This window comes from Paraburkholderia domus, from assembly GCF_905220705.1.
In the GTDB taxonomy this organism is placed as follows: Bacteria; Pseudomonadota; Gammaproteobacteria; order Burkholderiales; family Burkholderiaceae; genus Paraburkholderia; species Paraburkholderia domus.
This window is the reverse complement of sequence record NZ_CAJNAT010000018.1, coordinates 126,776-150,308: the sequence shown is the minus strand read 5'-3', so window position 1 is coordinate 150,308 and position 23,533 is coordinate 126,776. Positions and strand designations below refer to the sequence as shown.

At 61.1% G+C, this 23,533-nt stretch carries 19 protein-coding genes and 1 riboswitch; of the genes, 10 read left to right on the top strand and 9 right to left on the bottom strand.

Annotation, left to right across the window (positions count from 1 at the left end; genetic code table 11):
* Nucleotides 1–59: 59 nt before the first annotated feature.
* A riboswitch (yybP-ykoY riboswitch) is annotated at nucleotides 60–227 on the top strand.
* A gap of 104 nt (nucleotides 228–331) precedes the next feature.
* A complete protein-coding gene (locus tag KHO31_RS26120; protein WP_201085793.1) occupies nucleotides 332–1,342 on the top strand; it encodes a sodium:calcium antiporter in 1,011 nt (336 codons plus the stop codon).
* A gap of 25 nt (nucleotides 1,343–1,367) precedes the next feature.
* On the opposite strand, the gene KHO31_RS26115 is transcribed toward KHO31_RS26120, so the two are convergent.
* Entirely contained in the window at nucleotides 1,368–2,426 is a 1,059-nt protein-coding gene (locus KHO31_RS26115; RefSeq protein WP_211624430.1) for an HAD family hydrolase, read from the bottom strand.
* Between the two features lie 623 nt (nucleotides 2,427–3,049).
* On the opposite strand from KHO31_RS26115, the gene KHO31_RS26110 reads away from it, so the two are divergent.
* From KHO31_RS26110 to KHO31_RS26080, 7 genes are all read left to right on the top strand, one after another.
* Entirely contained in the window at nucleotides 3,050–3,844 is a 795-nt protein-coding gene (locus KHO31_RS26110) for a hypothetical protein (RefSeq protein WP_236061274.1), read from the top strand.
* Between the two features lie 24 nt (nucleotides 3,845–3,868).
* Nucleotides 3,869–5,284, top strand: coding sequence for a DUF1254 domain-containing protein (locus tag KHO31_RS26105; protein WP_236071472.1), 1,416 nt, complete (start codon nucleotides 3,869–3,871; stop codon nucleotides 5,282–5,284).
* 28 nt (nucleotides 5,285–5,312) lie between these two features.
* On the top strand, nucleotides 5,313–6,803 hold the full coding sequence (locus KHO31_RS26100; RefSeq protein ID WP_211624428.1) for a DUF1254 domain-containing protein: 1,491 nt from the start codon (nucleotides 5,313–5,315) through the stop codon (nucleotides 6,801–6,803).
* Nucleotides 6,804–6,902: 99 nt separating this feature from the next.
* A complete protein-coding gene (locus KHO31_RS26095; protein WP_201071439.1) occupies nucleotides 6,903–7,877 on the top strand; it encodes a SphA family protein in 975 nt (324 codons plus the stop codon).
* 6 nt (nucleotides 7,878–7,883) lie between these two features.
* Nucleotides 7,884–9,074 (top strand): BamA/TamA family outer membrane protein, encoded by a 1,191-nt coding sequence (locus KHO31_RS26090; protein ID WP_201085795.1) that lies wholly within the window; start codon nucleotides 7,884–7,886, stop codon nucleotides 9,072–9,074.
* Nucleotides 9,075–9,241: 167 nt separating this feature from the next.
* The gene (locus tag KHO31_RS26085; protein WP_201071435.1) at nucleotides 9,242–9,970 is read left to right on the top strand and encodes an LbetaH domain-containing protein; all 729 of its coding nucleotides are present in this window, start codon (nucleotides 9,242–9,244) and stop codon (nucleotides 9,968–9,970) included.
* Nucleotides 9,971–10,138: 168 nt separating this feature from the next.
* On the top strand, nucleotides 10,139–12,514 hold the full coding sequence (locus tag KHO31_RS26080) for a carbohydrate-binding family V/XII (protein WP_236071469.1): 2,376 nt from the start codon (nucleotides 10,139–10,141) through the stop codon (nucleotides 12,512–12,514).
* Between the two features lie 22 nt (nucleotides 12,515–12,536).
* On the opposite strand, the gene KHO31_RS26075 is transcribed toward KHO31_RS26080, so the two are convergent.
* The 6 genes from KHO31_RS26075 to KHO31_RS26050 form a co-directional block, all read right to left on the bottom strand.
* Nucleotides 12,537–13,199, bottom strand: a complete 663-nt coding sequence (locus KHO31_RS26075; protein ID WP_201085796.1) for an acetyltransferase — start codon at nucleotides 13,197–13,199, stop codon at nucleotides 12,537–12,539.
* Nucleotides 13,200–13,231: 32 nt separating this feature from the next.
* Complete coding sequence (gene vioA, locus KHO31_RS26070; RefSeq protein WP_201071431.1) at nucleotides 13,232–14,380, bottom strand: dTDP-4-amino-4,6-dideoxy-D-glucose aminotransferase VioA; 1,149 nt, start codon at nucleotides 14,378–14,380, stop codon at nucleotides 13,232–13,234.
* Nucleotides 14,381–14,426: 46 nt separating this feature from the next.
* Nucleotides 14,427–16,772: an O-linked N-acetylglucosamine transferase family protein gene (locus KHO31_RS26065; protein WP_407945965.1), complete on the bottom strand. Its 2,346-nt coding sequence runs from the start codon at nucleotides 16,770–16,772 to the stop codon at nucleotides 14,427–14,429.
* A 295-nt stretch (nucleotides 16,773–17,067) separates the two neighbouring features.
* Nucleotides 17,068–17,367: a flagellar protein FliT gene (gene fliT / locus KHO31_RS26060; protein ID WP_211624426.1), complete on the bottom strand. Its 300-nt coding sequence runs from the start codon at nucleotides 17,365–17,367 to the stop codon at nucleotides 17,068–17,070.
* A 19-nt stretch (nucleotides 17,368–17,386) separates the two neighbouring features.
* Nucleotides 17,387–18,904 carry a flagellar filament capping protein FliD gene (gene fliD / locus KHO31_RS26055; protein ID WP_211624424.1) on the bottom strand — a complete coding sequence of 506 codons (1,518 nt, stop codon included), beginning with the start codon at nucleotides 18,902–18,904 and terminating at the stop codon, nucleotides 17,387–17,389.
* A gap of 158 nt (nucleotides 18,905–19,062) precedes the next feature.
* Nucleotides 19,063–20,208 (bottom strand): flagellin, encoded by a 1,146-nt coding sequence (locus KHO31_RS26050; protein ID WP_201071422.1) that lies wholly within the window; start codon nucleotides 20,206–20,208, stop codon nucleotides 19,063–19,065.
* Between the two features lie 268 nt (nucleotides 20,209–20,476).
* Between KHO31_RS26050 and KHO31_RS26045 the strand changes: the two genes are divergently transcribed.
* On the top strand, nucleotides 20,477–21,418 hold the full coding sequence (locus KHO31_RS26045; RefSeq protein ID WP_201085800.1) for an aldo/keto reductase: 942 nt from the start codon (nucleotides 20,477–20,479) through the stop codon (nucleotides 21,416–21,418).
* Nucleotides 21,419–21,776: 358 nt separating this feature from the next.
* The gene (gene rpsU / locus KHO31_RS26040) at nucleotides 21,777–21,989 is read left to right on the top strand and encodes a 30S ribosomal protein S21 (protein WP_006050883.1); all 213 of its coding nucleotides are present in this window, start codon (nucleotides 21,777–21,779) and stop codon (nucleotides 21,987–21,989) included.
* Between the two features lie 115 nt (nucleotides 21,990–22,104).
* Here the strand turns inward: rpsU and KHO31_RS26035 are convergent, their stop codons facing one another.
* Nucleotides 22,105–22,530 (bottom strand): hypothetical protein, encoded by a 426-nt coding sequence (locus KHO31_RS26035; RefSeq protein ID WP_211624423.1) that lies wholly within the window; start codon nucleotides 22,528–22,530, stop codon nucleotides 22,105–22,107.
* Between the two features lie 336 nt (nucleotides 22,531–22,866).
* The gene (locus tag KHO31_RS26030) at nucleotides 22,867–23,463 is read right to left on the bottom strand and encodes a DNA-3-methyladenine glycosylase I (protein WP_211624421.1); all 597 of its coding nucleotides are present in this window, start codon (nucleotides 23,461–23,463) and stop codon (nucleotides 22,867–22,869) included.
* Nucleotides 23,464–23,533: the final 70 nt, after the last annotated feature.

Below are 23,533 nucleotides of genomic sequence, written 5' to 3'. Positions count from 1 at the left end.
AGGCGCCGGAGCAAGCCTCAACTTCCAAGCTTGTTGAAAGCTGCGCATCCAGTTAGAATCCCCCGGTCATTGGGGAGTAGCCTTCCTTCATCCATTGAAGGAGAGCGCGTCAACATACTTGGCCTGCGGGTCATGGCGCGTTCGACCGGGTCGGTTTGGCGAGACCATTGGCGCATTGCTTCGTTCTGGTCGGACGGGTCGCGGTGCGTCATTGGTTCGTCGCCTACGTCCGACCGCGGAGTTGCCCTGTGAAACATCGTTGTGCCCTGTCAGTCGCCCCACTCGCCCGTCCGTTGTGCCACGTCCCCTTTGCATGTGCAGGGAGCCGCGCATGACCAGTCTCCTGTTCGAACTCGCCATCATGCTGGTCGTCATTCTGGTGGCGGCGGAGCTCTTTACCAATGCACTCGAACATCTCGGCGAGCGCCTGAAAATCTCGGAGGGCGTGACAGGTTCGCTGTTCGCGGCGGTCGGTACCGCTTTGCCGGAAACGCTTGTCCCGCTGCTCGCGATTGCCGGCGGCACCACTGATAGCGCGGTCAATCAGGAAATCGGCGTCGGCGCGATACTCGGTGCGCCGCTCATGCTCTCCACGCTTTCCACTTTCCTGATGACGCTCGCGATCCTCGGTTCGCGCGGCGCCCAAGGCTGGGTCACGCCGGAGCGCACGGGTTTCACGCGCGATCTGAACTACTTCCTGTGCGCCTTCGTGCTGGCGGCCGCGGCGATGTACGTGCCGCACGAACAGATGATCGTACGGGCGCTGTTCAGCGTGGCGCTGGTCGGCGTGTACGTCACCTATGTGGTGATGACGTTCCGCGCGTCGAACAAGCTGGTCGACGCCGGCCACGGCACCGAAGCGCCGGGCAAGATGCTGCTGTCGCGTCTCGGCTTGCCCACCAATCTCGTGACCATCGTGGCGCAACTGGCGGCGGCGGTTGCGTTGCTGGTGTGGGGCGCGGAGGGCTTCATTCACGGTGTACGCGGCGTGTCGCAGACGCTCGGCATCTCACCACTGCTGCTGTCGCTGCTGATCATTCCGATCGCGACCGAATTGCCGGAGAAGGTCAACAGCATCCTGTGGATTCGCCGTGGCAAGGACACGCTGGCGTTCGGCAACATCACCGGCGCGATGGTGTTTCAGGGTACCTTGCTGCCGGCAATCGGGATTCTGCTGACACCATGGACGCCGCGCATCGAAGTGGTGACCGGCATCGTGATTACGCTCGCCGCCGCCGCGTGGCTGCGGATCAACGTGCGCGAGCGTGGCGTGCCGGTGTGGGCGCTGCTGGTGTGCGGCGTGCTGTACGCCACGTATCTGGCGATTACGCTAACCCGCTAAGCGTGGCCTTCCCAACAAGCCGCCTTTAATTGGACGGCGCTGCTGCCGTTGCCGCGCTATCCGGCTTGAACACCGTCCTCCAATCACCCTTCATGTCGACGACGAGCCAGCCTTTCGCGCCGGCTTCGTCCAGACCCTTGTCGAGCTTGCCGCTTTTCGCCGTGCGGTCGTACGCATACTCCCGTTCGCCGTCGGTGTGATGCAGCAGCGCCGCGAAGCGCGGGCCGTCGCCGGCCGAGGTCCATTCGAGCATCGGCACGTCGCCGTCCGCGTTGCCGAACGCGATCACCGGACGCCTGCCGATCACGCGATCGATAGCGAGCGGTTTGGCCGCGCCGTCGACGAGATTGTCGACCTGCGCAAGCCGGGTCAATGAGACCGCGCCGTTCGTCTGGCTGTACTTGTATTTGACGGTGCTGCCGATCACCTGCTCGGGCGGAATGCCATACACGCGCTGCGCCATGTCTCGAACGAACTCGACATCGCTGCCCGTCACCAGGTAGGTCTTGAAGCCGTTGGCGCGCAGATAGGCAAGCAATTCGAGCATCGGCTGATACGCGAGGTCGGTGTACGGCCGGTTAAAGCGCGGATCGCTCGCGGAGTCGAACCATTCGTGCACGAGCGCGGCGAATTGATCGCTGGTCATGCCGGCGTGCGCCGCCGCCAATACCTTCATCGAGCCGGCGTCGCCGCTCGCTGCGATACTTTTCAGATTACCTCGCAGAATCGAGCGGAACGGTTCCTGCCGCTTCCATTCCGGATGCCGCCCGGCCACCGTTTTCACCCGTTGCAGCGCGAACACCAGTTGCACCGAGGCGGGTTGCTCCGGCCACAACGTACCGTCATTGTCGAATACGGCGATCCGGTCAGCGCGCGCAATGAAATCCTTCGACTCGGGCGTGGTGACCAATGTGACGAAATCGACAATCGAGCGTTTGGCCGCTGTGTCGTTCCATGACGCGAGGGCTGCGGCGGTCGACGCGCCGGCCGGCGACTCGCTCGCGTCGTGGCGCGGCGTAATGGTGCAAGCTGAAAGAACCACGACGGTCAAAGCAATGCAGTACCGGTGCATCGTGCGAATCATGAAAGCCTCATCAAATGCGGTGGGTCGAATCTAAAGCGAGCGCAAGTCTAATGGGACGCGGTGATTGTTGCAGCCCATTCTGTTGCTTTTTTGAGCGGCGGCGTCAATGTCAGTAAATTGCAATGACATATGGCGCTATACGGCTTCTTATACGTCGCGCGAACAAATGCTCATGACACTGGCAAAAGATATGCAATGAGAATGGCTATAAAAATCTAAGCCGAGCGAAAATTTCCTAACTTTCGTTCGTGTTACAAATTTATCTCTGTAATCTACTGAAACGTTTGCTACCATCCCGTCACGAAGTTTCAAATTGTGAATTTTTTACCTCCCGCATGCTTCGTTTGGTGCGGCGTCTCTTTATTCTGAAAGGAGCGTCCATGCAAGCCCTGTGTCCGGTCGTACCGTCTTTCCTGCTTGCTCGAGAGACTTAGCGCGATTTAATCGCGCGCCCAATCTGCTTCGCATATTTCCCCGGTTGCGCGTGGCTGCCGGGTGGGTGGATTCGCGCCCGCGATTGGTTTGATTCAATTCGAAAATACGAATGCTATTTCTTTGGCTCTATTTGCTTTAAGCAAAGGAGTGCGTTCGCCTATAAAAATGCCCATGGCCGAGGTACGAGAATGGGTTGTAAATGTGTGGGTTGGTCGGCAGCGTTATACGCCGCCTCGGTGGTGTTGTCGCCTGCGTTCGCGCAGGTTTCGGCCGATGAAGCCAATAAGAGTAATAACCCGCTCAATCTGGCTGCCTCATTCAACATCCAGAATTACTACACGCCAAGCGTGTTCGGTGCGAGCGCGCACACCAACGATCTGCTCTTGCGCCCCACCGTGCCGATCGGCCCGAACAGCCTGATCGGCGTGCCGCAAATCTTCCGCGGCACCGTGCCGGTCAGCACCCGGCCTGACCCGAGCGGTGGTTACAACACCGGCCTCGGCGACCTGAATCTGTTCGACATCTTCCTGCTCTCGCAAGGCGATATGCAGATTGGTGTCGGTCCGCTCGTGACCATGCCGACAGCCACCGACCCAAGCCTCGGAACCGGCAAGTGGCAGGCGGGTCTTGCCGCTGTCGCCGTCAGCGCGACGAAAGCGCGACTCCTCGGCGCGCTGGTGCAATGGCAGCACTCGTTTGCAGGGCAAAGCAGCCGGCCGACCACGCAGTCGCTCACTGCGCAGCCGTTCGGCATTTTCAACCTGCCGGGCGGCTGGTATATCCGCTCGACCGGCACCTGGACTTTCGACCTGCAGCACGGCAGCTACTACATTCCGGTCGGCCTTGGCGCCGGCAAGGCGTGGAAGGGTGGCTCGACCATCTATAACGCGTTTATCGAGCCGCAGTACTCAGTCGCCCATTCCGGCGCAGGTGTGCCGAAGTTCACGATCTTCGCCGGCCTGAACATGACGTTCGGCAAATAGACCGGAAACTGAGGGAAAGCGAACATGACATTTCTTGAACGCCTGCAAATCGGTGCAGTCGTCGCCGGCCTGTCGTTGACAATGTTGCCGGCTACGCAAGCCGCCGCCCAGGCTGCCGCTTCATCCGCGACTGTCACGGTCTCACCGGAGGAAGCGCGCGCGATCGCCAAGGATGCGTATCTGTACGCGTATCCGATGCTGTTCAACTACAAGACGCTCTACCAGCAGGCCGTCGACCCAGGCTCGAAAGCCTACGTTGGCGGCTTCGACAAGTTCCGTCACTACTCGCAGCCGTACGGTCCGGACAACAAGGAAATCGTCACGCCGAACAACGACACGCCGTATTCGTGGGCGTGGCTCGATCTGCGACGCGAGCCGTTGATATTGAGCGTGCCGGCGGTACCGAAGGATCGCTACTACTCGTTCCAGTGCGTCGACATGTACACGTACAACTTCGCCTATATCGGTTCGCGCGCGACCGGCAGCGAGGCGGGCCGCTATCTGTTCGCTGGCCCGAACTGGCATGGCGAGACGCCAAAGGGCATCGACAAGGTAATCCGCTCGGAGAGCGACCTGATCCTCGTGCTCGGTCGCACGGTGCTGAACGGTTCGAGCGACGTAAAAAACGTTCAGGCGATCCAGAAGCAATACAAACTCACGCCGCTGTCCACCTTCGAGCATACGGGCGCACCGCCGCCCTCTCCGAAAATTAACTTTCCGAAGTGGGACGAAGCGAAAGCGACTTCAGTCGATTTCATCGCGTACCTGAACTTCCTGCTGCAATTTACCCAACCGCCCGCACCGTCGGAGGCAGAACTGATGCAGCGCTTCGGCAAGATCGGCATTGCGCCCGGCGCGTCGTTTGATCCTGCAGCGTTGCCGCCCGAAACACGGGCGGCGCTCGGAGCCGGCGTGGCCGACGGCAAAGCGGCGCTCGCCGATGCCGAAAAGCACACCACCGGTTCGTTCGATCTGTTCGGCACGCGCGAGCAAATGAAGGATGACTATGTGAAGCGCGCCGTGGCGGCTGCGATGGGCATTTACGGCAATACCAAGGAAGAAGCGGTGTATGTCGGCACCCATGTGAACGGCGAGCACGAGCAACTGGTCGGCACTCAGCCCTACGTCCTGCACTTCGACAAAAAGGACCTGCCGCCCGCGAAGTTCTTCTGGTCGATGACGCTGTATGACCTGCCTGCGCGTCATCTGGTCGCCAATCCGATCAACCGTTACTCGATCGGCGACCGGACCAAGGGGCTGAAGTACGGCGCGGACGGCTCGCTGGATATTTACGTGCAGAACACGTCGCCGGGTGCGGAGAAGACTTCGAACTGGCTGCCGGCTCCTGCGGGCGCATACGACCTGATCACCCGTATCTACGGCCCTGACCAAGCGGTGCTCGACGGTAGCTGGAAATTCCCCGAACCACAAAAGCGCTAAGCCGCGCATGGACGAATCTGAGGACACTATGAACAAGAAAACAGCGACATGGGTCACGGCTGCCGTGCTGGCGTCGGTCGCCGCCCCCATTCTGGCGAAGACGCAGCAGGATCAGCCGGCCCATACGACCGCCACCACGGCATCCGTGCCGGGCCCAGTGGCGGGCTACGCGATCTCTGAAGAATACGCGCGCCTTGTGGCGCGCCAGACTTACTTCTGGGCGTGGCCGATGGTGAACGTCTACGGCCGCCTGCTGGCGATGAAGCAGATGCCGCAGCCGGGTCTGAACGGCGGCGTCGTGCCGGTCGCACCGCCCAATCATCTGTCGATGCTGCGCGACTATATCGAGCCGCAGGAGCGATTTGTCGCGTGCCCGAACCAGGACGTGGTCTACGGCTCCTCGATCCTAGATCTGAACCAGACGCCGGTGGTTGTGCAGGTACCGGATTTCGGCAAACGTTTCTGGGTCTATCAGGCCGTCGATTTGCGTACCGACGGGTTCGCGAGTCTCGGCAAGATGTACGGCACGCGTCCGGGCTTCTATCTGTTAGCGGGTCCTGACTGGCACGGTCAGGTGCCGAAGGGCATCCGCCAGGTGTTCCGCTCGCCGACCGGAGTCGGCAGCTTCATTCCGCGTGTTTTCATGGACGACACGCCTGAAGATCGCGAGGCCGTGCAGTCGGTGATTTCGAAGGTCGGCCTGTACCCGCTCGCGGAGTACGACGGCAAGGTCAAGGAGACCGACTGGTCGAAGCTGCCGAGCTTTGGCAAGTCCGGCGACAGTTCCGTCGGCGCGAGTGCGGAAGAGATTAAATGGGTCGATCCGAATCGTTTCTGGGACATGCTGCCCGCGGTGCTCGACGAGACGCCGCCGCAACGCGGCGAAGAAGCGCTCTACGCGCAGGCGCGCGCGCTGATCGCGGCGGCGCAGAAAGATCCGGCAATCAAGGCAGCGATCATCGACGAAGCGACCAAGACTGAGACGAATCTGGTCACGCCGCTGTTCAACTTCAACACCTTCGGCAAGCAGTTGCCCGCCAACTGGAACACCATCAGCAACGGCGCGGCATTCGGCACGGACTACTACACGCGCACGGCGGTGGCGAAGTCGAACATCTTCGTCAACAAGCCTAACGAAACCAAGTATTTCTATGCCGATGCCGACGCATCCGGTCAGCGTCTCGATGGCAACGCGCACTACACGGTGACGTTTGCCAAAGATAATTTGCCGCCGGTCAAAGGCTTCTGGTCACTCACGCTGTACAACTCCCACCACTTCTTTTCGCCGAATGCGCAGAAGCGATACTCGCTCGGCACCAAGAACAAGGACCTGAAGTTCAATGCAGACGGCTCGCTGACGCTCTACGTGCAGAGCACCAGCCCCGGTGACGACAAGGTCTCCAACTGGCTGCCGGCGCCGGCGAACGAAGCGTTTTCGCTGTACGTCCGCGCTTATTGGCCGCAGCAGGCGGCGCTCGACGGCAGCTGGACGCCGCCGCCCGTCAAGCGCGAACCGTGAGGCACTCACTGTTGAATACGCGGACCGCATGCTGCTGCGGTTCGTTCACCCCTTGTTCCGCCGCGTCCAATCGCGCGGCACTTCCTATCCGAGGACGCCATGAGTCGCCCAAACCGTTTGTTCAATAGTCGGCCACTCGCTAGCCGGTTGTGCAGAGGTGCGCTTCTTACCTCCGTCGGCTTGTGCCTGTCCCAACAAGGGTGGGCGACCGAAGGTGGCATCGGCAGGCCGATCACCGGCATGCAGGTCACACCGTACGCGGGTGTCGTGCCGCCTACGGACGACTGGATCGTCTCGGCCACCACGATCTACTACGAAGGCTCGCTCGGTGCGAGCAAGACGATTCCGATCGCCGGTCAGATCACGTCGGGCGTCGATGTCACGGCTGTCTACACCATCGTCAACGCGGTCAAGACGTGGGGTATTACCTTGGGCGGCTGGAACTTTGCGTCCTCGTTCGGGGTGCCGCTTCAGTACACCGACATTTCGTCGTTTCACGGCCGGTTGCCGAACGACCACGGCACCCAGTTCGCCGACCTCTTCTTCACACCGGTGGTGGCCGGCTATCACCTGACCAAGACCGACCACATCGCATTCAGTGTGCAGATTTATGCGCCGACCGGTGCTTACAGCACGAGCCGGCTGGCCAACGCCGGCCAGAATACGTGGACCTTCACGCCGACGGTCTCCTACACGAAGCTGTTCCCGAAAGAAGAGATCGAGCTGTCGTTGAACTACGGCGTGGGCTTCTACACGCCGAATAAAGACACGCAATATCACAACGCGCCGGTCAGCGTGCTCGATCTGCTGGCGCTCAAACGCTTCAGCGGCGGCTGGGGTGTCGGCGTGGTGGGCGGCTATATTCAGCAGCTTGGTCACGACAGTGGCGGAATTGCCGATGTCACCGGCGGCAATCAGGGGCATTCGGTAGGTATCGGGCCGATGGTCACGTGGGCGGGCAAGGTTCAGAAGACGCCGGTGTCGGCATCGCTGCGGTGGGTCAACGAGTTCAACGTCAGCAACCGGCCGAAGGGGAACGCGGTGGAACTGTCGGTGAATGCCACCTTCCAGTAACGGAGCATGCATCTGGTGATCCGTTGCTTCTTGCGTGTGCCGTTTTCCGTCGACGCCGTTCCGCCCATCGATGTCGATTCTCCCTGCAGCCGTGTGCTGAGTGCTTCGGCGGTGGCCGCCGCGCTGTTGCTCATGTCGGTCCACGGCCACGCGGAGTCGAAATTCACCGATTCCGAAGACGGTGCATTCGACCTGAGCAATCTGCTGCTGACGCATCGCGGCGTCTTGCCCGTGCCGACGCTGATCACCGAGCCGGCGGTCGGCTACGGCCTGGGCCTCGGCCTGCTTTATTTCTCGCTGCCGAAGAAAAGCGCCGACGCGCCGGACGATTCGAAAGCCCCGCCGAACATCACTGGCCTGGGCGGCTTTGCGACTGGCACGCATAGCTGGGGCGCAGGGCTGATGCACTTCCACACATGGGACGACGACCACATCCGCTATCTCGGCGTGATCGGCAAGGTCGGGTTGCATCTGAACTACTACGGCATCCAGAACCAGCCGCGCGCCTACCAGCTCGACGGTATCGCGGTGGTGCAGCAGGTGCTGTTCCGGATTGGCAACAGCCACTGGTACGTCGGCCCGCGCTATACCTTCTTCGACGCAAGCACGCGCTTCGATTCGACCATTCCGGCGGGGATCCGTCAGTTCGAACGAGACCAGCGCGTCGCCAAGGGCGGTGTGGTGGTCGACTACGACACGCGCGACAACATGTTCTATCCGTCGAGCGGCACCTATGCGGAGCTCGAAGCGGACCTCGCGCGCGGCGGCCTCGGCAGTTCCACCAACTTTCAGGAGCAGACGGCACGCGGCTATCAGTGGATCCCGCTGTCGAAGAGCTGGGTGCTCGGCCTGCGCGCCGACACCGGTTTCTCACAAGGAAACATTCCGTTTTTCGCGCAGCCGTATGTGTCGCTGCGCGGGGTGTCCGATGCGAAGTTCCAGGACAGCAACCAGCTCACCGCGGAAGCCGAAATCCGCTGGAACGCCACGCCGCGCTGGTCGGTGCTCGGCTTCGGCGGGGCCGGCAAAGCCTATGGGCACCTGCATTCGTTTTCGGATGCGCCCACCGCCTTTGGTTTCGGCACGGGTTTTCGTTACCTGGTTGCCCGCAAGCTCGGCGTGACGATGGGGATCGACGTCGCGCACGGGCCGGGGCAGAACGCTTTTTACGTGCAGGTGGGGAGCGCCTGGCGATGAGCCGTGAAACGTGGTTATGCATCGAAGTGGTCGTGAAATGCTCCGCTATTCGACGAAGTGCGCTATCGCGCCCGCCGATATGCTGATTGGGACCATCGTCGCCATTTGCGACCTCGATGTTGAGGCGTGGCCGGCGACGCGATGCGAACCACTTTTTGCGGACCACCATGAACGTAACCACATCAGACGACTTTATCGGAGTTCAGCCCCAACACCCCTTCTCGAAAGCTTTCATCGTGCTGGGGTATCGGGATGGGTCGATCTCGACGATCCCCAATAACTTCTTTCGCGACTGGCTGGATGAAGAAGCGAAGGTTGGGACCTTCTCGATTGGCAAGTGTTCAGGGATCGGTGTCGGTTCGATCGCCAAATACGATGCCGGATTGCAGAAGCTGGTAGTCGGAAAATATGTCGCGGGTGGCTTGAGGCTGAAGTTTCTGCTGAATGGGCAGCACGACATGCGGACGATTTCAACGTCGATGCTCAGCGTTTACGGAAGCGGGCTGAACAACGTACCGCCGCCTCAGTACAGCGACACGGTAATCCGCAACGACGTGTGGATCGGCGACGAAGCGATGTTTCTTGGCGGTTCCACCATCGAAAATGGATGCGTTATCGGTGCAAGAACGGTGGTGCCGCCGAACTTTAAAAGCGAACCCTACGGCATCTATGTGGGTAGCCCTGCACGCCTTGTTCGGTTCCGTTTCTCCGAGCGTATCCGCGAGAAACTTCTTGAGCTTGCATGGTGGGACATGCCGATGCCGTGGATGCAAAGAAATAACGACCGGTTCCTTGTTGACCTGACGGCAGACGAGGGGCGGTCAATGGAAATCCTGGCCGAGTTGCTGCGTGCAAAAAACCAGTCCGTCGAGGCGATGGTCGCGACGAAGACTTGATGCGTTAGCTCGGAGCTGGATGGGATTGCTTGATATTGGAGGTCACGCTGACGGCGAGCAAGAGCGAATTTGCATCCTTGCCGATCAGCGGGCTCGATCGACCTGTCGACCGGGCCCGCTGCGTCCGATGACCGGTCTATCCCGCCGTCAATGCTCATGGAGCGATGCATGCTGAAAACAACGATAAAGCGATCCTTGCTGGTGCTCGCCGGCGTCTGTACGTCGCTTGCAGTGACACTCGCTACGCCTGGGCAGGCGCTCGCCGCTGCCGCGGTGCAGCCCGCATTGCAGCCCCTTCCGACGGTCTGGCCGCGCGACTTCGATAGCGCACAGCAGCGCATCGAGCTGTATCAGCCGCAGGTGGAAGTGTGGCAAGGCAACCGGATCGAAGGGCGCGCGGCTTTCGCCGTCGGGGCAAAGGACGCGACGCCCAACTATGGCGTCGCGCATTTCACGGCGCGTGCTGAAGTCGACAAGACCCGTTCGATCGTACAACTGCTCGACATCGTGTTCGGCCAGGTCGACATGCCGGCTACGCCGTCCGCTGCCGCAGGCGTCAAAACCGCCTTGCAGGCGCGCATCCCGAAAGATGGCCTGACGACCTCGCTCGAACAATTGCAGGCCAGTTATGCCAGCACCCACGAAGGCGGCGAACCCGGCATTGCGGTACAGAACAACGTGCCCAACATCATCTTTGCCGAACGCCCCACGTTGCTCGTACTGGTCGACGGCGACGCAAACTGGCGCGCGCTCGGCGACACGCACTATCAACGCCTGATCAACACGCGAGCGATGCTGCTCAAGGACGCGAGCGGCGTGCTGCATCTGAACGTCGCGGGCTACTGGTACGAGGCGAAATCGCTCGACGGCCCATGGCATCTGAACACGGCGCCGCCACACGAGCTGGTCGCCGCGGCGAAAAACGCGCAGACCAATCTGAAGTCCGACCCGATGCTTCCCGCCGACGGCAAGAAGCCCGCACAGGCACCCGACGTGGTGGTCGCGGCGCAGCCGGCCGAGCTGGTGGTGACGAACGGCAAGCCGGCGCTGCAGCCGGTGAAGGGCGTGAACCTGCTCAGCGTGACCAACGCAGACCACGCGCTCTTCGTCGAGCCGCGCGACAACCATTACTACCTGCTGCTGTCGGGCCGCTGGTTCAGCGCGGCAACGCTGAACGGGCCGTGGACTTTCGTCGACGGCAAGAGCCTGCCCGGCGATTTTGCAAAGATCGCCGCCGACGACCCGCACGCGAATGCACTCGTCTCCGTGCCCGGCACACCGCAGGCGAAAGAGGCCGCGATTGCCGCGACCATCCCGCAGACAGCAACTGTGTCGCGCAAGACCACCACGTTGAAGGTCGTCTATGACGGTTCGCCGAAGTTCGTCGGTATCGCGGGCACGTCACTGTCATACGCGGTGAACACGGCGACGCCGGTGATCCAGACCGCGCCTTCGCAATTCTTTGCGGTCGCCAACGGGATCTGGTTTACCGCGAGCGCGGCGAGTGGCCCGTGGCTAGTCGCCGATACCGTACCGGCTTCGATCTACGCGATTCCGGCGGCTTCGCCCGTGCACTACGTGACGTACGTTCACGTCTATTCGGCGACGCCGGATACGGTGGTGGTCGGCTATACACCGGGGTACATGGGCGTGGTCGTCAATGCGGACGGCACCGTGGTGTACGGCACCGGCTACGTGTACGCGCCGTATGTCGGCGACGTCTACTACGGCTACCCGGCTACCTACGGCTACGGCGCGGGCTTCGCCCTCGGCACCACGGTGGGCTTCGCTTTCGGCTTTGCGATCGGTGCAACGTGGGGCGCACCGTCGCCGTACTGGGGGCCGTATTGGGGCGGTGGCCCGTGGAGCTGGCAATACGCGAACGTTAACCAGGCCAACATCTACGGTCGCTGGGGGCAGGGCACCGTGACCCACGCGAGCGGCTGGAACGGCTGGACAGGCAATAGCTGGGCGGGAACGGCGGCATCCGGTTTCAATCCGTACACCGGCGGTCACTTCCAGGCGAGCCGTGGTGCGGTCGAGAACGCCTACAACGGTAACTTCGCAGCCGGGCGGCAAGGCTCGTTCAGCAATCCGTCGACGGGACGCAGCGGGGCGGCGCGCGGCGGTGTGGTGGGCAACGAAGGCACCGGCGATTATGCGGCGGGCAGGCAGCGCGCCGGCTACAACGCGCAGACGGGACGCTACGGCGCGGCTGAAGCGGGCGTGACCGGCAATGCGTATTCAGGCGATCACCAGGCGGGCACGAAAGGTATCGTGGGCAACAAGGACACCGGCAAGGCCGTCGCGTGGAATAACGGCAATGTCTATGCAGGCAGCGATGGGAATGTTTACCGGCACGATCAGGGCGGCGGCTGGGAGCAGCATAGCGCGGACGGCTGGCAGCCGGTTCAGCCGAACGCCAGCCAGACCCAGCGGCTCGACTCGCTCAGGCAGGGACATGATCTTGGGAATGCGCGGGCCAGTGGACAGTTTCAACCGCAGCGGCACTTCGGCGGTGGGGGTGGACGGTTCAGGCGGTGAGGCGCTGGTGGTTGGGCCGGGGCTAAAGATATTGGTCGCCCTGTTGGCGGTCGCGTACCTTCTTCGCGGGGTTGCCGTACGTCACCGAAAAAGCATCGACCGCCTTCAGAACGATTGATCCGGCGCCCACTACGCTGTGCTCGCCAATTGTGATTCCATGACGCAACACGGCGCCGATGCTCACGGCGGCGTGGTTGCCGATGCGGCAGTTGCCGCCGGTGGTCACGCCCGGCGCGAGGCTCGAGAAATCTTCCATGATGCAATCGTGATCGAGCGACGCCTTCGTGTTCACAATGCAGAACCGACCGACGCGGCAGTCGGCATTGATGACCGCCCCAGCCATGACGACCGTTCCGGGACCGATGCTGGTCCCTTTGCCGATGCTGGCCGCCGGATGTACCGCACTGACGAACGGCAATTGCGGACGGACATCGGCTACTTTGGCGGCTACATTCGCGCGAACGCTGTTATCCCCGATCGCTACGATGACGCCCTTCAGGTCGTGCTCGCTGACCAGTCTGTCCAGATCGGCCTCGCCGCCGAGAACGCGATAACCGAGGGTTGCTTCGCCAACTGCCCGAAAAGCGTCGATGAGGCCGGCGATCCGGTAGCACCCCTGTTTTTCAACGATGTCGATAATGACTTTGGCATGGCCGGAAGACCCAACAAGCACGATGTTTTGCACGGGATACGTCCACCTTCTAAGACCGGCTCAATTCATTGAATACCGGCGACGATGCTGACAATGCGTTCCACCTGTGCCGGGTCCAGATCAGGGTAGATCGGCAGGCACAAAATCCGTTTCGACGCCGCACTGGCCGCGCTCAGGTTGTCCTTGTGCGACGACGGCAGGCCGCGATACATCGGGAATTCGGAAATTAGCGGGTAGAAGTAGCGTCGCGCATAGATATTGTGTTCCTTCAGGCGCTCATACAGCGCGTCACGGCTGATCGGAAAATTGTCTTCGATCTGAACGGGAAAGTAAGCATAATTCGCGACTTTTTCGCCCGCATCCGACAGGCAGCGGATGCCGGGCACGTTAGCCAGCAACTCGCGGTACTGCGCGTCGATTGTCTTGCGTTTGGCCAATGCATTGTCGACGTGTTGCAGTTGCAAAAGCCCAAAGGCGGCATTGATCTCACTCATCTTGCCGTTGATGCCGGCTGCAACGACCGTCACCTCATCCACGAAACCGAAGTTCTTCAGATGGTCGATGCGCTGCTTGGTTTTCGCATCCGGGCAGATGATCGCGCCGCCCTCGAACGTGTTGAAGACCTTGGTGGCGTGGAAACTGACGATCGACAGATCGCCATGCTTGAGCACGCTGCCATCTTCGGTCTGTACACCGAACGCGTGGGCGGCGTCGTAGATGACTTTGAGGTTGTAGTTGTCGGCGATCTTCTGGATGGCTTTCACGTCGCAGGGATGGCCGTAGCAATGCACCGGCATGATCGCGGTCGTTTGTGGCGTGATGGCCGCTTCGATCTTTTCCGGGTCCAGATTGAGCGTGTCCGGATCGACGTCCACGAAGACCGGCTTGATACCGTTCCAGAGGAGCGAATGCGCGGTCGCTGCGAACGAATAGGGCGTCGTAATCACTTCGCCGTTGATGCGCAGGGCCTGCAGCGCCGTGACGAGGGCCAGCGTGCCGTTCGCGAATAGCGCGAGGTGCTGCACGCCCAGATACTCGCAAAGCGCCCTTTCAAGTTGCTGATGGAACGGCCCCCCATTGGTGAGGATTTTGCTGTTCCAGATTTTCTCGAGATACGGCATGAACTCAGCCAGCGGCGGCAGATGCGGCTGAGTCACATAGATGCGTTCATCGTCCAGCGACGCGATCGCACGAAGAGGAGCGCTTGAGCCCATGGTTTCCTCGCTACTGTTTTTTAGTCCGGGTCACGGATGACGGCCGTTATGCGGTGTGAACCGGGTCGCCGCCTGCTGCTTGCGGAACGTGCGTGCTGATGGCTGCTGGAGCGAGACCGTCGCACCAGCGCTGCCACATCGTGCGAAATGCGCGTGAAAGGCTTTCTGCGACAACTTCCGGCTGGAACGGGGCCGACTGCATGCAGCGCTCCCGCAACGCCGTGCGAATGGCGGCGAGTGCGGGGATGTCGGAGGCCAGCTTGACGCCCTTCGCCACGAAGTCGTCCGCATCTTCGGCCGCGAACGCGTCGAGACCCGAATGGGCGAGCCATGCTGTCGCTGCGCGGCTCGCCATTGTTTTGCCGGTTATCGTCAGCGTAGGCACGCCCATCCACAACGAGTTCAGAACGGTCGTCGAACCGGTATAGGGGAAAGTGTCGAGACAGATGTCGACCTGAAAGTGCTGTTGCAGGTAGACCGCTATGGTGGAGCGCGGTCGGAAGGTCAGCCGGTCTCGTGAAATACCCTCGTTGACGAACCAGTTAACGAGGTTTTCATCGCCTTCGTCGCCGGTCATCGAACCCAGCACCATCCGTGAAGTAGGAAGCTCGCGAAGCAACCTCGCCCACACCGCGATCACGTCGGGGCGCAACTTGTTCAGCCGGTTGAAACTGCCGAACGTGATGTAGCCGTTGTGCATGGCAGGCAGGATGTTGATCGGCGGCGAATTCCTGTCCGGCTGGAACGGTCCGATGGCGGCCAGGTGCACGAGCTTCTCGGAGAACTGCTGCTCGATTTCGCCGAACGGCGTAAAGAAGCGGTCGCTGAGATAGTAGTCCATCGCATCGAGACCGGTCGTCGCCGGGTATCCGATCCAGCTCACCTGAATCGGTGCAGGCTTGCACGCAAACGCCTGCAGCCGGTTACGACCGGTGTGCCCGCTCAGGTCGATCAGGATATCGATTTTATCGGCGCGGACTTTGGCGATGAATTGCTCGTCCGTCATGCCGGAGATCATGCTCCAATGGCGCGCCTGGGTTCGCAACCACTGCGTGTAATCGTCCTCTTGCACATGGTTGTAATAGACATGGAGCTGCAGGCTCTCGTCTTTCGCGAGCGGTTCGATGATTGGCATTAGATAGGATGCCACTGCATGCCGGAACAGGTCGCCGGAGACGATGCCCACTTTTAACTGGCGATCAGGCGCGCGGCTATTCGTATGACGCGGCTTCGGCAAGCGCAGCGATGCTTCATGAAGCCGGGCAAACTCGCGATGTTCGGCGTAGATTTGCTCCGCAGCGATGCTAGGGTTGTGCGCGATGGTGAAGAGCAAATTGCTGCGCGTCGGTGCATTTTTGGGATCGAGCTCGAGCGCGCGGCGAAAGCATAGCTCGGCCTCGTCCGTGGCGCCGGCGTTAAGCAGAACGACGCCCAGCGTGCTATGCGACTCCGCGTAGTCGGGCGTGAGTTCGGTTGCACGACGGCACTCGGCGATCCCTTCGCGGGTGCGGCCTAAGCTGGCGAGCACCATGCCAAGGATACGATGACCTTCTGAATGGTCCGGATGCAGTTCGAGCAGTTTTCTGCACTCGGCTTCTGCATCGGCATACTGACCAAGCAAGCGCAGCAAGTCAGCCAATGCCTTGCGAACGTCGGGATCGCCGCTACCAAACGTTATGGCGTTTCTCAGGGGCTCGGCGGCGTCGCTGTATTGGCCAGCTTTATGAAGAGCGATACCGAGGCAACGCCACGCGAAGCCGCTCGACAGAAATCGTTCCGTCAGGCTTCGTCCGAGCTTGATGGCATCCGGAATGTGGCCTCTGGCGTAGAGCGTGTTGAAGCGGCTTATCTCTTGTGGAGAGGGGCGGCGCGTATCGAGTGCTGCCGTTGTGGCCTCCGTGGCGTCCCGGTCCGTCGAAATGACCACCGTCGTAGAGGGTTCCGGCGATACAACGACCGGCGCGACCGCGGCAGTGGCGTACCCGGCACTGCCGTGTGCCATCCGCGTAATCAGTCCGTCGACTGCTGGCCCCTTCAATCCCCTTTGCTGTCCCATTTCGAGTGCCAGCCATGCCGCCTGAATCTGGTCCGCGTCGATCAACGCGTTGATGTACGCGACCCAGAATTGCCCGTTATTCGGCGAGCCGCCGAGCGCGGCTTCGAGGTGTGGCACGGCCTCGACAGGACGGCTGCGCTGCGCGTACAGCACGCCGAGGTTGTACTGCACGTCGGTGTGGCCGGGCATGGCTTCGAGGATCGCCTTATACAGCGCTTCGGCGTCGTCGAACTCCTCCTTGTGGTGGTGCGCCAGCGCGGTCTGCAAAACCAGAGCGATGTCATGCTCGAGCTGTTGTTCGGGCGTCAAAGGTCCAACGGTTGGCTGCTCGTGCAGGAGAGTCATGGTGTCAGCGCAGAATGGTCTATGACGGAAATTGTGCGACGGGGAGGGCGTTTCCGATGCGCGGAGATGACGGTGAAAAAGCCGCCTGTTTAGCGCATGGAGAGCGGCGGGGGAAGACCGAACGCCAAGAAAAAAGCCCGCACGAGGCGGGCTGAGGGAACGAGCGCGCCTCACTTCAGCGCGTGGTTCTTATTATTGGGTACTGCAGTTCAGTGCTACGGTGCCGTTCTGCGGGGCGATCCTGCGCTTCGGCCCGTACGGTTCGGCCGCCGGACTTTGAGCCCGCTTACAGCCGGGCGATCCTCTGATATTCGCCGGCGGCTTTGGTGCGCCCCATCGCCGCTTCGAACTCGATGTGCAGTTCGTTCTGGGTGGTTTCCGCGTCGGCGAGTAGCGCTTCGTCGATGGCCTGAATCCGGCGGATCATCTCCAGCGCCGCCGGTTCCTGATCCGCCGACAGCGACATCAGCAGCGGCGAGCGCGCTTCGGTCAGGCGGGCCGCTTCCGGCCAGTCCGCGAGCGAGGCGGCCTGTTCGATTTCCCGGGTCATCGAGAGCAGCCGTTCGATCAGTTCGGTCTGGTTCATTTCGATCGGGTCCCTAGACTTAGGTGTTGTTCGCGGACGCCAGCGCGCCGGCGCTGTTGGCGCCACCGAACAGGGCGGTCAGGTATTGCGAATTGTTGTTCATGGTTGCCATCAGCGTGTCGAGCGCGGTGAACTGTGCCTGATACTGGCTCGTCAATTGAGCCGTGTAGTCGGCGAGCGCGCCTTGCTGCGTGGTGATGCTCGCCAGATCGGTATTCAGCGCAGTGGTGCGCGTATCGATGAGGCCGCCGGTCTGCGTGAAGTTGGTGATGCTGGCGTTCAACTGCTCGGCGATGCCGTTGGTCGAGTTGAAGAGTGACGCGACTGTCGCTGGACTGCTCGTCAGCGCGGTGCTCAGCGTGGTGTTATTAATCACCATCGTGCCGTCTGCCGGGTCGTCCTTCAGCGTGATACCGATTGCCGCCAGCGTGCTGCCCGTGCTGCCCGAGCCCACGGCGCCCCCGACGATCGTGGCCAGCGTGTTCTGGATCGTCTGCAGCGTCGAGTCGCCCAACAGCGGGCCTTGCGACGAAGACGAGGAATTGAACGAAGTGAGCGTCGCCATCGTTGTGACGACGGTGTTGTAGAGGCTGACGAAATTGTTGATCGCGGTGCTTTGCGCCGAGGTGTCGGCCGCAATGTTCAGCGTCTGCGTGGTGCCCGTGGAAGCGGCCGCCAGATTCAGTGTAACGCCGGAAATAGCGGTGGTCACCGAGTTGGTCGAACTGCTGGCCGCGATCCCGCCGATCGTGAATTCCGCATCCTCGGCAGCCGAGCTCTGCGTCCAGGCGTTGCTCGAATTCGCGGAAGTAATCGTCGACTGGCCCCCCGTGGTGCTAGCAGTCGAAGTCACGCCGAGGCTCGACAGGCCGTTGTCGGTGGTGACGTTGCTGGTTGAAACGTTGATGACGTTGGCTGCGCCTGTATTCGCCGCGCGCAGCACGAGGTGGGCGCCGGTCGAGCCGGTCACGATGGTCGCGGTCACGCCGGGGTTGCCGCTACCCGAGTTGATCGCGGAGGCAATGCCGGCGAGCGTGTTGTTGGTGCTGTCGACGTTGATATTCATCGACTGGCTGCCGAGCGAGATCGTCAGCGTGCCAGTGCCCAATTGTGTCGTGGCGCCGAAGGCTGCCGAGGACAAGGCCTGCGAGCTGGCAATCTGAGTGACCCCCACCGAGTAGCTGCCGGCAACGGCGCCCGTACCTGCGGTGGCCGTCAGTCCAGTGCCGCTTGCGGTTGCCGCGAAAGTTGACAGCGTGGCGCCGGTGGCAAGGCCTGCCATGCCCGACTGTAGCGCGTCCAGCGCGGCGGTCAGGGCACCGTATGCGGATACCTGCGTACTGTCCGAAGTTTGTTGCGCCGTCAGAGACGCGGCTTGTCCCGCGGTCTTCGCGTTCACGAGCGCCGTAACGAGCGTCCCGACGTCCATCGACGAATTGCCGGTCGAACCGCTAATGATCGATTGCGCGGCCGATTGCAAAGCGGCATTGGCGGCGGCGGTTGACGCAGCTGTAGACGTGGTTGAGATCGAGGACATTGCAGAGGCTCCGGGCGTCTGGAAATCTGTATTGGGTGGTGCGCGATGCTACATCACTTCGTGATGGGAATGCACAGCGGGAGGCATGCCTCCCGCTGTTTGGAACCCGGTGATGCGCCGCACTCGCGTGCGGCGCATCACCGTTACTGCGTCAGCTCTTATTGCAGGAGCTTCAGAACTTGCTGCGGGTTCGAGTTAGCTTGCGCCAACACCGAGATACCAGCTTGTTGCAGCACTTGCGCCTTGCTCAGGTTCGCCGTTTCTTGTGCGAAGTTGGCGTCCGTGATTTGCGATTGTGCCGACGACAGGTCGGTCGACTCAGCTTGCTGCGACGTCGCAATTGCCGTGAAACGGTTTTGTGCGGCACCCAGCGATGCTTGCAGGTTGTTGACGGTCTGCAGTGCGTTGTCGATGGAGACCATCGCTTCGTTGGCGCCGGTGACGTTGCTGATGTTCAGGTTCGAAACCGTCGGCGGGGCGTTGATCGCATCGATCTGCGCGACTGCTGCAACCTGAGCAGCGGAAGCTGCGCCCGGTGATTCTGCACCGGCGCTGAGCGCCAAGGTCGTGATGGCAGTGCCGGTACCTGCCGCCGTGCCCGAGCTGAAAATCGCGGCCGCGACTGTCGAGGCGATCGCCTGGTTGTTTTGATCGGTGAAGGTGAAGCCGCCCTGTCCGTCCGACAGCACGTTGACCGCCGTGATTGCCGGGGTAGCAGCCGACGTGTAGACACCCGATGCAGTCAGGCTGACCGAAACCGTACCAACCGTTTGACCCGTTTGCACCAGGCCGCCACCGATCTTCGCTGCCGACATCGACTGGCTCAGGTTCAGGCTGATGGTCTGGCCAACGTTCGCGCCGACCTGGAACGTCAGGCTGCCTGCCGAGCCGTCCAGAATGTTCGTGCCGTTGTACGTCGTTTGCGACGCGATACGGTTCACTTCCGAGATCTGTGCCGAAACTTCTTGTTGCAGTGCTGCCTGGTCGCTCGACGACAGCGTGCCGGTCGATGCTTGCACGGCCAGTTGGCGAATACGTTGCAGGCTGGAGGTCAGCGACGACAGTGCGCTCGATGCGGTTTGAATCATCGACACGCCGTCATTCGCATTCGACACGCCTTGGTTCAGGCCGTTGATCTGCGTTTGCATACGCGTCGAGATTGCCAGACCTGCTGCATCGTCAGCTGCGCTGTTGATGCGCTTACCCGACGACAGGCGCGTGATGGCTTGCGAGAGGGCGCTTTGCGAGCCATTAAGGTTTTGCTGTGCAACCAGCGAGTTGATGTTGCTATTGATTCCGAGCATGAAAATCTCCTAAATAAGCCTTGAGCCCAATACGCCACGTTGGCATCGGCGGAAGCACTCGTTCATTGCTGGCCGCCTCAGTGAAGGTTGACGGCGCGTCTAAAAAAAACTTGAGGAACTTTGTGCAATAGCGACCCAATTGTTTTTCGTATCGGTTGGGGGGCCGCTGGTCCACGAGCCGCTTGCAGCCTTGTTTGGGAGATCCACTGCAGGTATCAAAAAGACGGCGTATTCTCTTTTTTCTCTTATGACAAACCCTGGAGAAATCATGCAAAAGCGCCGGATTGGACGTTCCGAATTGGAGGTCGCGCCGCTTATGTTCGGTGGCAATGTATTTGGCTGGACCGCCGATGAAGCGACCTCGTTTTCGATCCTGGATGCATTTGTCGATGCGGGGCTCAACTTTATCGATACCGCGGATGTCTATTCGGCGTGGGTGCCGGGCAATCAGGGCGGCGAATCGGAAACCCTCATCGGCAAGTGGTTCAGACAGAGCGGCAAACGCGACAAGATCGTGCTCGCCACGAAGGTTTCGAAGCACCCGCAGCGCAAAGGCTTGTCGGCCGCGAACATTCAGGCGGCGGTAGAAGAATCGCTGCGACGCTTGCAGACGGATTACATCGATGTCTACTTTTCTCACGACGACGACACCGAAACACCTTTGACCGAAACCCTTGGCGCGTATCAGAAGCTGATCGAGGCGGGCAAGGTGAGAGTGATCGGCGCGTCGAACTACAGCGGCGCGCGCGTCGAGGAAGCGCTCGCCGTGTCCCGTCGGGATGGACTGCCTGAGTATCAATTGCTGCAGCCGGAGTACAACCTGTACGACCGTGAAGAGTATGAGCGTGACATCGAGCCGGTGGCGCTGGCCAATCAGCTCGGCGTCGTGGTGTATTACAGCCTTGCGAGCGGCTTTCTGTCCGGCAAATACCGCTCGCAAGCAGATCTGGCTAACAAGGTGCGCGGTAACCGCGTCGAGAAATATCTGAATGAGCGTGGTTTGCGGATTCTGGACGCGCTCGACCACGTTGCCGAGCGGCATGCCAGCGCGCCGGCCACCGTCGCACTGGCATGGCTGATCGCTCGCCCAAGCGTTACGGCCCCAATTGCCAGTGCGACGTCGGTCGACCAGCTCAAAAGCCTGGCCGCAGCCGTCCATCTGATGTTGACTGGCGACGATATCCGCGAACTGGACGAGGCGAGCGCCTGAGCGCGCAGGGGACCTGGCGCGATCGCTAAACCCCTGGTAGGATGGAGAGTTTCCTGATATCATCAGGAGTGAATTGAGATCTTTGCCTGTTTCGTCAATGTTTTTCATTGATGAAAGGTTGGCGAAACGGCAACAGACGCGGCTTCGGCATCACGTCTGTCCGCGTTCCGCGGTGAACTCCCCACCTCTCTTTTCCGGCCTCCGTGGCCGTTATGCCTCTCGTTTCATTCGTGGTTTGGCCGGGTTCTGCCCGCGTTTGCCTGTTACTGGCCATGAATCGAAACGACCGGAGGGCCGGCGCGTGAGCGGTATGCCGCCACGCAATTTACCCCTATCAAGTGATTGAGTTAGGAATTAAATGACGACGATTCTTCTGAAAGAAAACGAGCCGTTCGAAGTGGCGATTCGCCGCTTTCGTCGCGCAATCGAAAAGAATGGCCTGATCGCTGAACTGCGTGAGCGCCAATCGTACGAAAAGCCGACCACGGCACGTAAGCGCAAAAAGGCTGCTGCTGTGAAGCGCCTGCACAAGCGCCTGCGCAGCCAGATGCTGCCGAAAAAGCTGCACTAAGCACGCTTTTCCGCACGCCGAACGGCGGTGTGAGCTTCGAAAGAAGCCACATCGCCGTTTTGCGTTTGGGGCGCTGGTTTGTGTTGGGCTTTTGCGCTTGCACGGAGGCGTTGCGTTACGCGGCGCTCCTCAGACGCTCGGCGGAGAGGCCGAATTGCCGGGCAATTGAGTCCAGACGCTCATGCCACTCCCACGTGCCGAACACGTCGTGGACGTTTTGCAGGCAACTGAGCAGAGTGACCGTGACCGGGTCGTACACATTGATGCGGGCACGCAGGAGCGCCCTTTTAAGCGCAGATATGCCGGCATCCATATAAGCGGGCACCTCGACCGGCGCTTTACCGATGTAGCGCACCGGAACGCCTTCCATTGCGGTCATATAGTCGCGCGGCTTGATGAAGTTGCCGACCGGGCAGCCGCCGCAGTAGCCGCGGTAAGCGCCGCCGCCGCGCGGCAGCAAGGCGGCGCGTTTCTGGCAGAGCAGATGGACTACGGCCTGATCGAAAATCTCCTGATGCGTCAGGAAGCTGAGGGCTTTCATGGTTGGTCTCCCATGCGTTACGCAGCGGTTATTCGTTGTTCGAGCGCATGAACGGCAGTATCGGGCACGCGCCAATTGGCGAAACCCGGACTAGCATGGCGAAAAACCTTCAATTCGCGGGTTTGGCTCATTTGCCGTTCATGCCGTTCATTCCGGTCTGGCGACGCCGCACGTCACCGTGGCGGCCAGCGCTCATCACGTCTATAACGACCGGGTGCGCGAAACGCGTAGAGAGGGCTTTACCGGATAGCCGGCGGTCGTGAGGGCTTGGGTTCCGCGCAGTCTTTACCGCGGTCCGTCTGAGCCTTGTACTTTTTCGTTTCGGCGACCGCCGCATCAGCCGGCTTTGCGATTGCGTCCCTTCTTGCCGAGCGCCGCGCATCGCGCGCGGCACATGCAGCTTGCCTCATGGTCGTTCACCATGCCGACCGCCTGCATGAACGCATAGCAGATTGTCGAGCCGACGAACTTGCAGCCGTAGCGCTTTAGCCCCTTGCTGAGCGCGTCCGAAATTTCGGTCGATGCCGGCGCCTGTTTATACGATGCCCAATCGTTCTGGATCGGCGTCTGATCGACGAACGACCACACGAAGTTGGCGAGCGAGCCGTGCTCGGCCTGGATCTGCTGCACGGCGCGCGCGTTGGTAATGGCCGACTCGATCTTGCCGCGATGCCGCACGATACTTTCGTCCAGCACCAGCGCATCGACGTGTTTGGGCGTAAAGCGCGCTACCTTGTCGATGTTGAAGTCGGCGAATGCCCGGCGATAGCCGATTCGTTTGTTGAGAATCGTCGACCATGACAAACCCGCCTGCGCACCCTCCAGCACAAGCATTTCGAATAAGTGCTGATCGTCGCGCGAGGGCACGCCCCATTCGGCGTCGTGGTAGTGTGCGAGCGCTTCGCTCGATACCCAGTTGCATCGCTGTGTCACTTTCGCGCTCCCGCGTTGTCATGTCGCCCGTCAGCATAGCGGAAGCCGTGCCCGCTGCAAGCTGGCCATT

What these genes read in the sequence shown, in the direction of transcription:
- KHO31_RS26080 (WP_236071469.1), top strand. Translation starts at nt 10,139, where the DNA reads ATGCTGAAAACAACGATAAAGCGATCCTTGCTGGTGCTCGCCGGCGTC.
- KHO31_RS26105 (WP_236071472.1), top strand. Translation starts at nt 3,869, where the DNA reads ATGACATTTCTTGAACGCCTGCAAATCGGTGCAGTCGTCGCCGGCCTG.
- fliT (WP_211624426.1), bottom strand. Translation starts at nt 17,367, where the DNA reads ATGAACCAGACCGAACTGATCGAACGGCTGCTCTCGATGACCCGGGAA.
- vioA (WP_201071431.1), bottom strand. Translation starts at nt 14,380, where the DNA reads ATGGGCTCAAGCGCTCCTCTTCGTGCGATCGCGTCGCTGGACGATGAA.
- KHO31_RS26110 (WP_236061274.1), top strand. Translation starts at nt 3,050, where the DNA reads ATGGGTTGTAAATGTGTGGGTTGGTCGGCAGCGTTATACGCCGCCTCG.
- KHO31_RS26090 (WP_201085795.1), top strand. Translation starts at nt 7,884, where the DNA reads ATGCATCTGGTGATCCGTTGCTTCTTGCGTGTGCCGTTTTCCGTCGAC.
- KHO31_RS26045 (WP_201085800.1), top strand. Translation starts at nt 20,477, where the DNA reads ATGCAAAAGCGCCGGATTGGACGTTCCGAATTGGAGGTCGCGCCGCTT.
- KHO31_RS26115 (WP_211624430.1), bottom strand. Translation starts at nt 2,426, where the DNA reads ATGATTCGCACGATGCACCGGTACTGCATTGCTTTGACCGTCGTGGTT.
- KHO31_RS26095 (WP_201071439.1), top strand. Translation starts at nt 6,903, where the DNA reads ATGAGTCGCCCAAACCGTTTGTTCAATAGTCGGCCACTCGCTAGCCGG.
- rpsU (WP_006050883.1), top strand. Translation starts at nt 21,777, where the DNA reads ATGACGACGATTCTTCTGAAAGAAAACGAGCCGTTCGAAGTGGCGATT.
- KHO31_RS26050 (WP_201071422.1), bottom strand. Translation starts at nt 20,208, where the DNA reads ATGCTCGGAATCAATAGCAACATCAACTCGCTGGTTGCACAGCAAAAC.
- KHO31_RS26100 (WP_211624428.1), top strand. Translation starts at nt 5,313, where the DNA reads ATGAACAAGAAAACAGCGACATGGGTCACGGCTGCCGTGCTGGCGTCG.
- KHO31_RS26085 (WP_201071435.1), top strand. Translation starts at nt 9,242, where the DNA reads ATGAACGTAACCACATCAGACGACTTTATCGGAGTTCAGCCCCAACAC.
- KHO31_RS26035 (WP_211624423.1), bottom strand. Translation starts at nt 22,530, where the DNA reads ATGAAAGCCCTCAGCTTCCTGACGCATCAGGAGATTTTCGATCAGGCC.
- KHO31_RS26120 (WP_201085793.1), top strand. Translation starts at nt 332, where the DNA reads ATGACCAGTCTCCTGTTCGAACTCGCCATCATGCTGGTCGTCATTCTG.
- fliD (WP_211624424.1), bottom strand. Translation starts at nt 18,904, where the DNA reads ATGTCCTCGATCTCAACCACGTCTACAGCTGCGTCAACCGCCGCCGCC.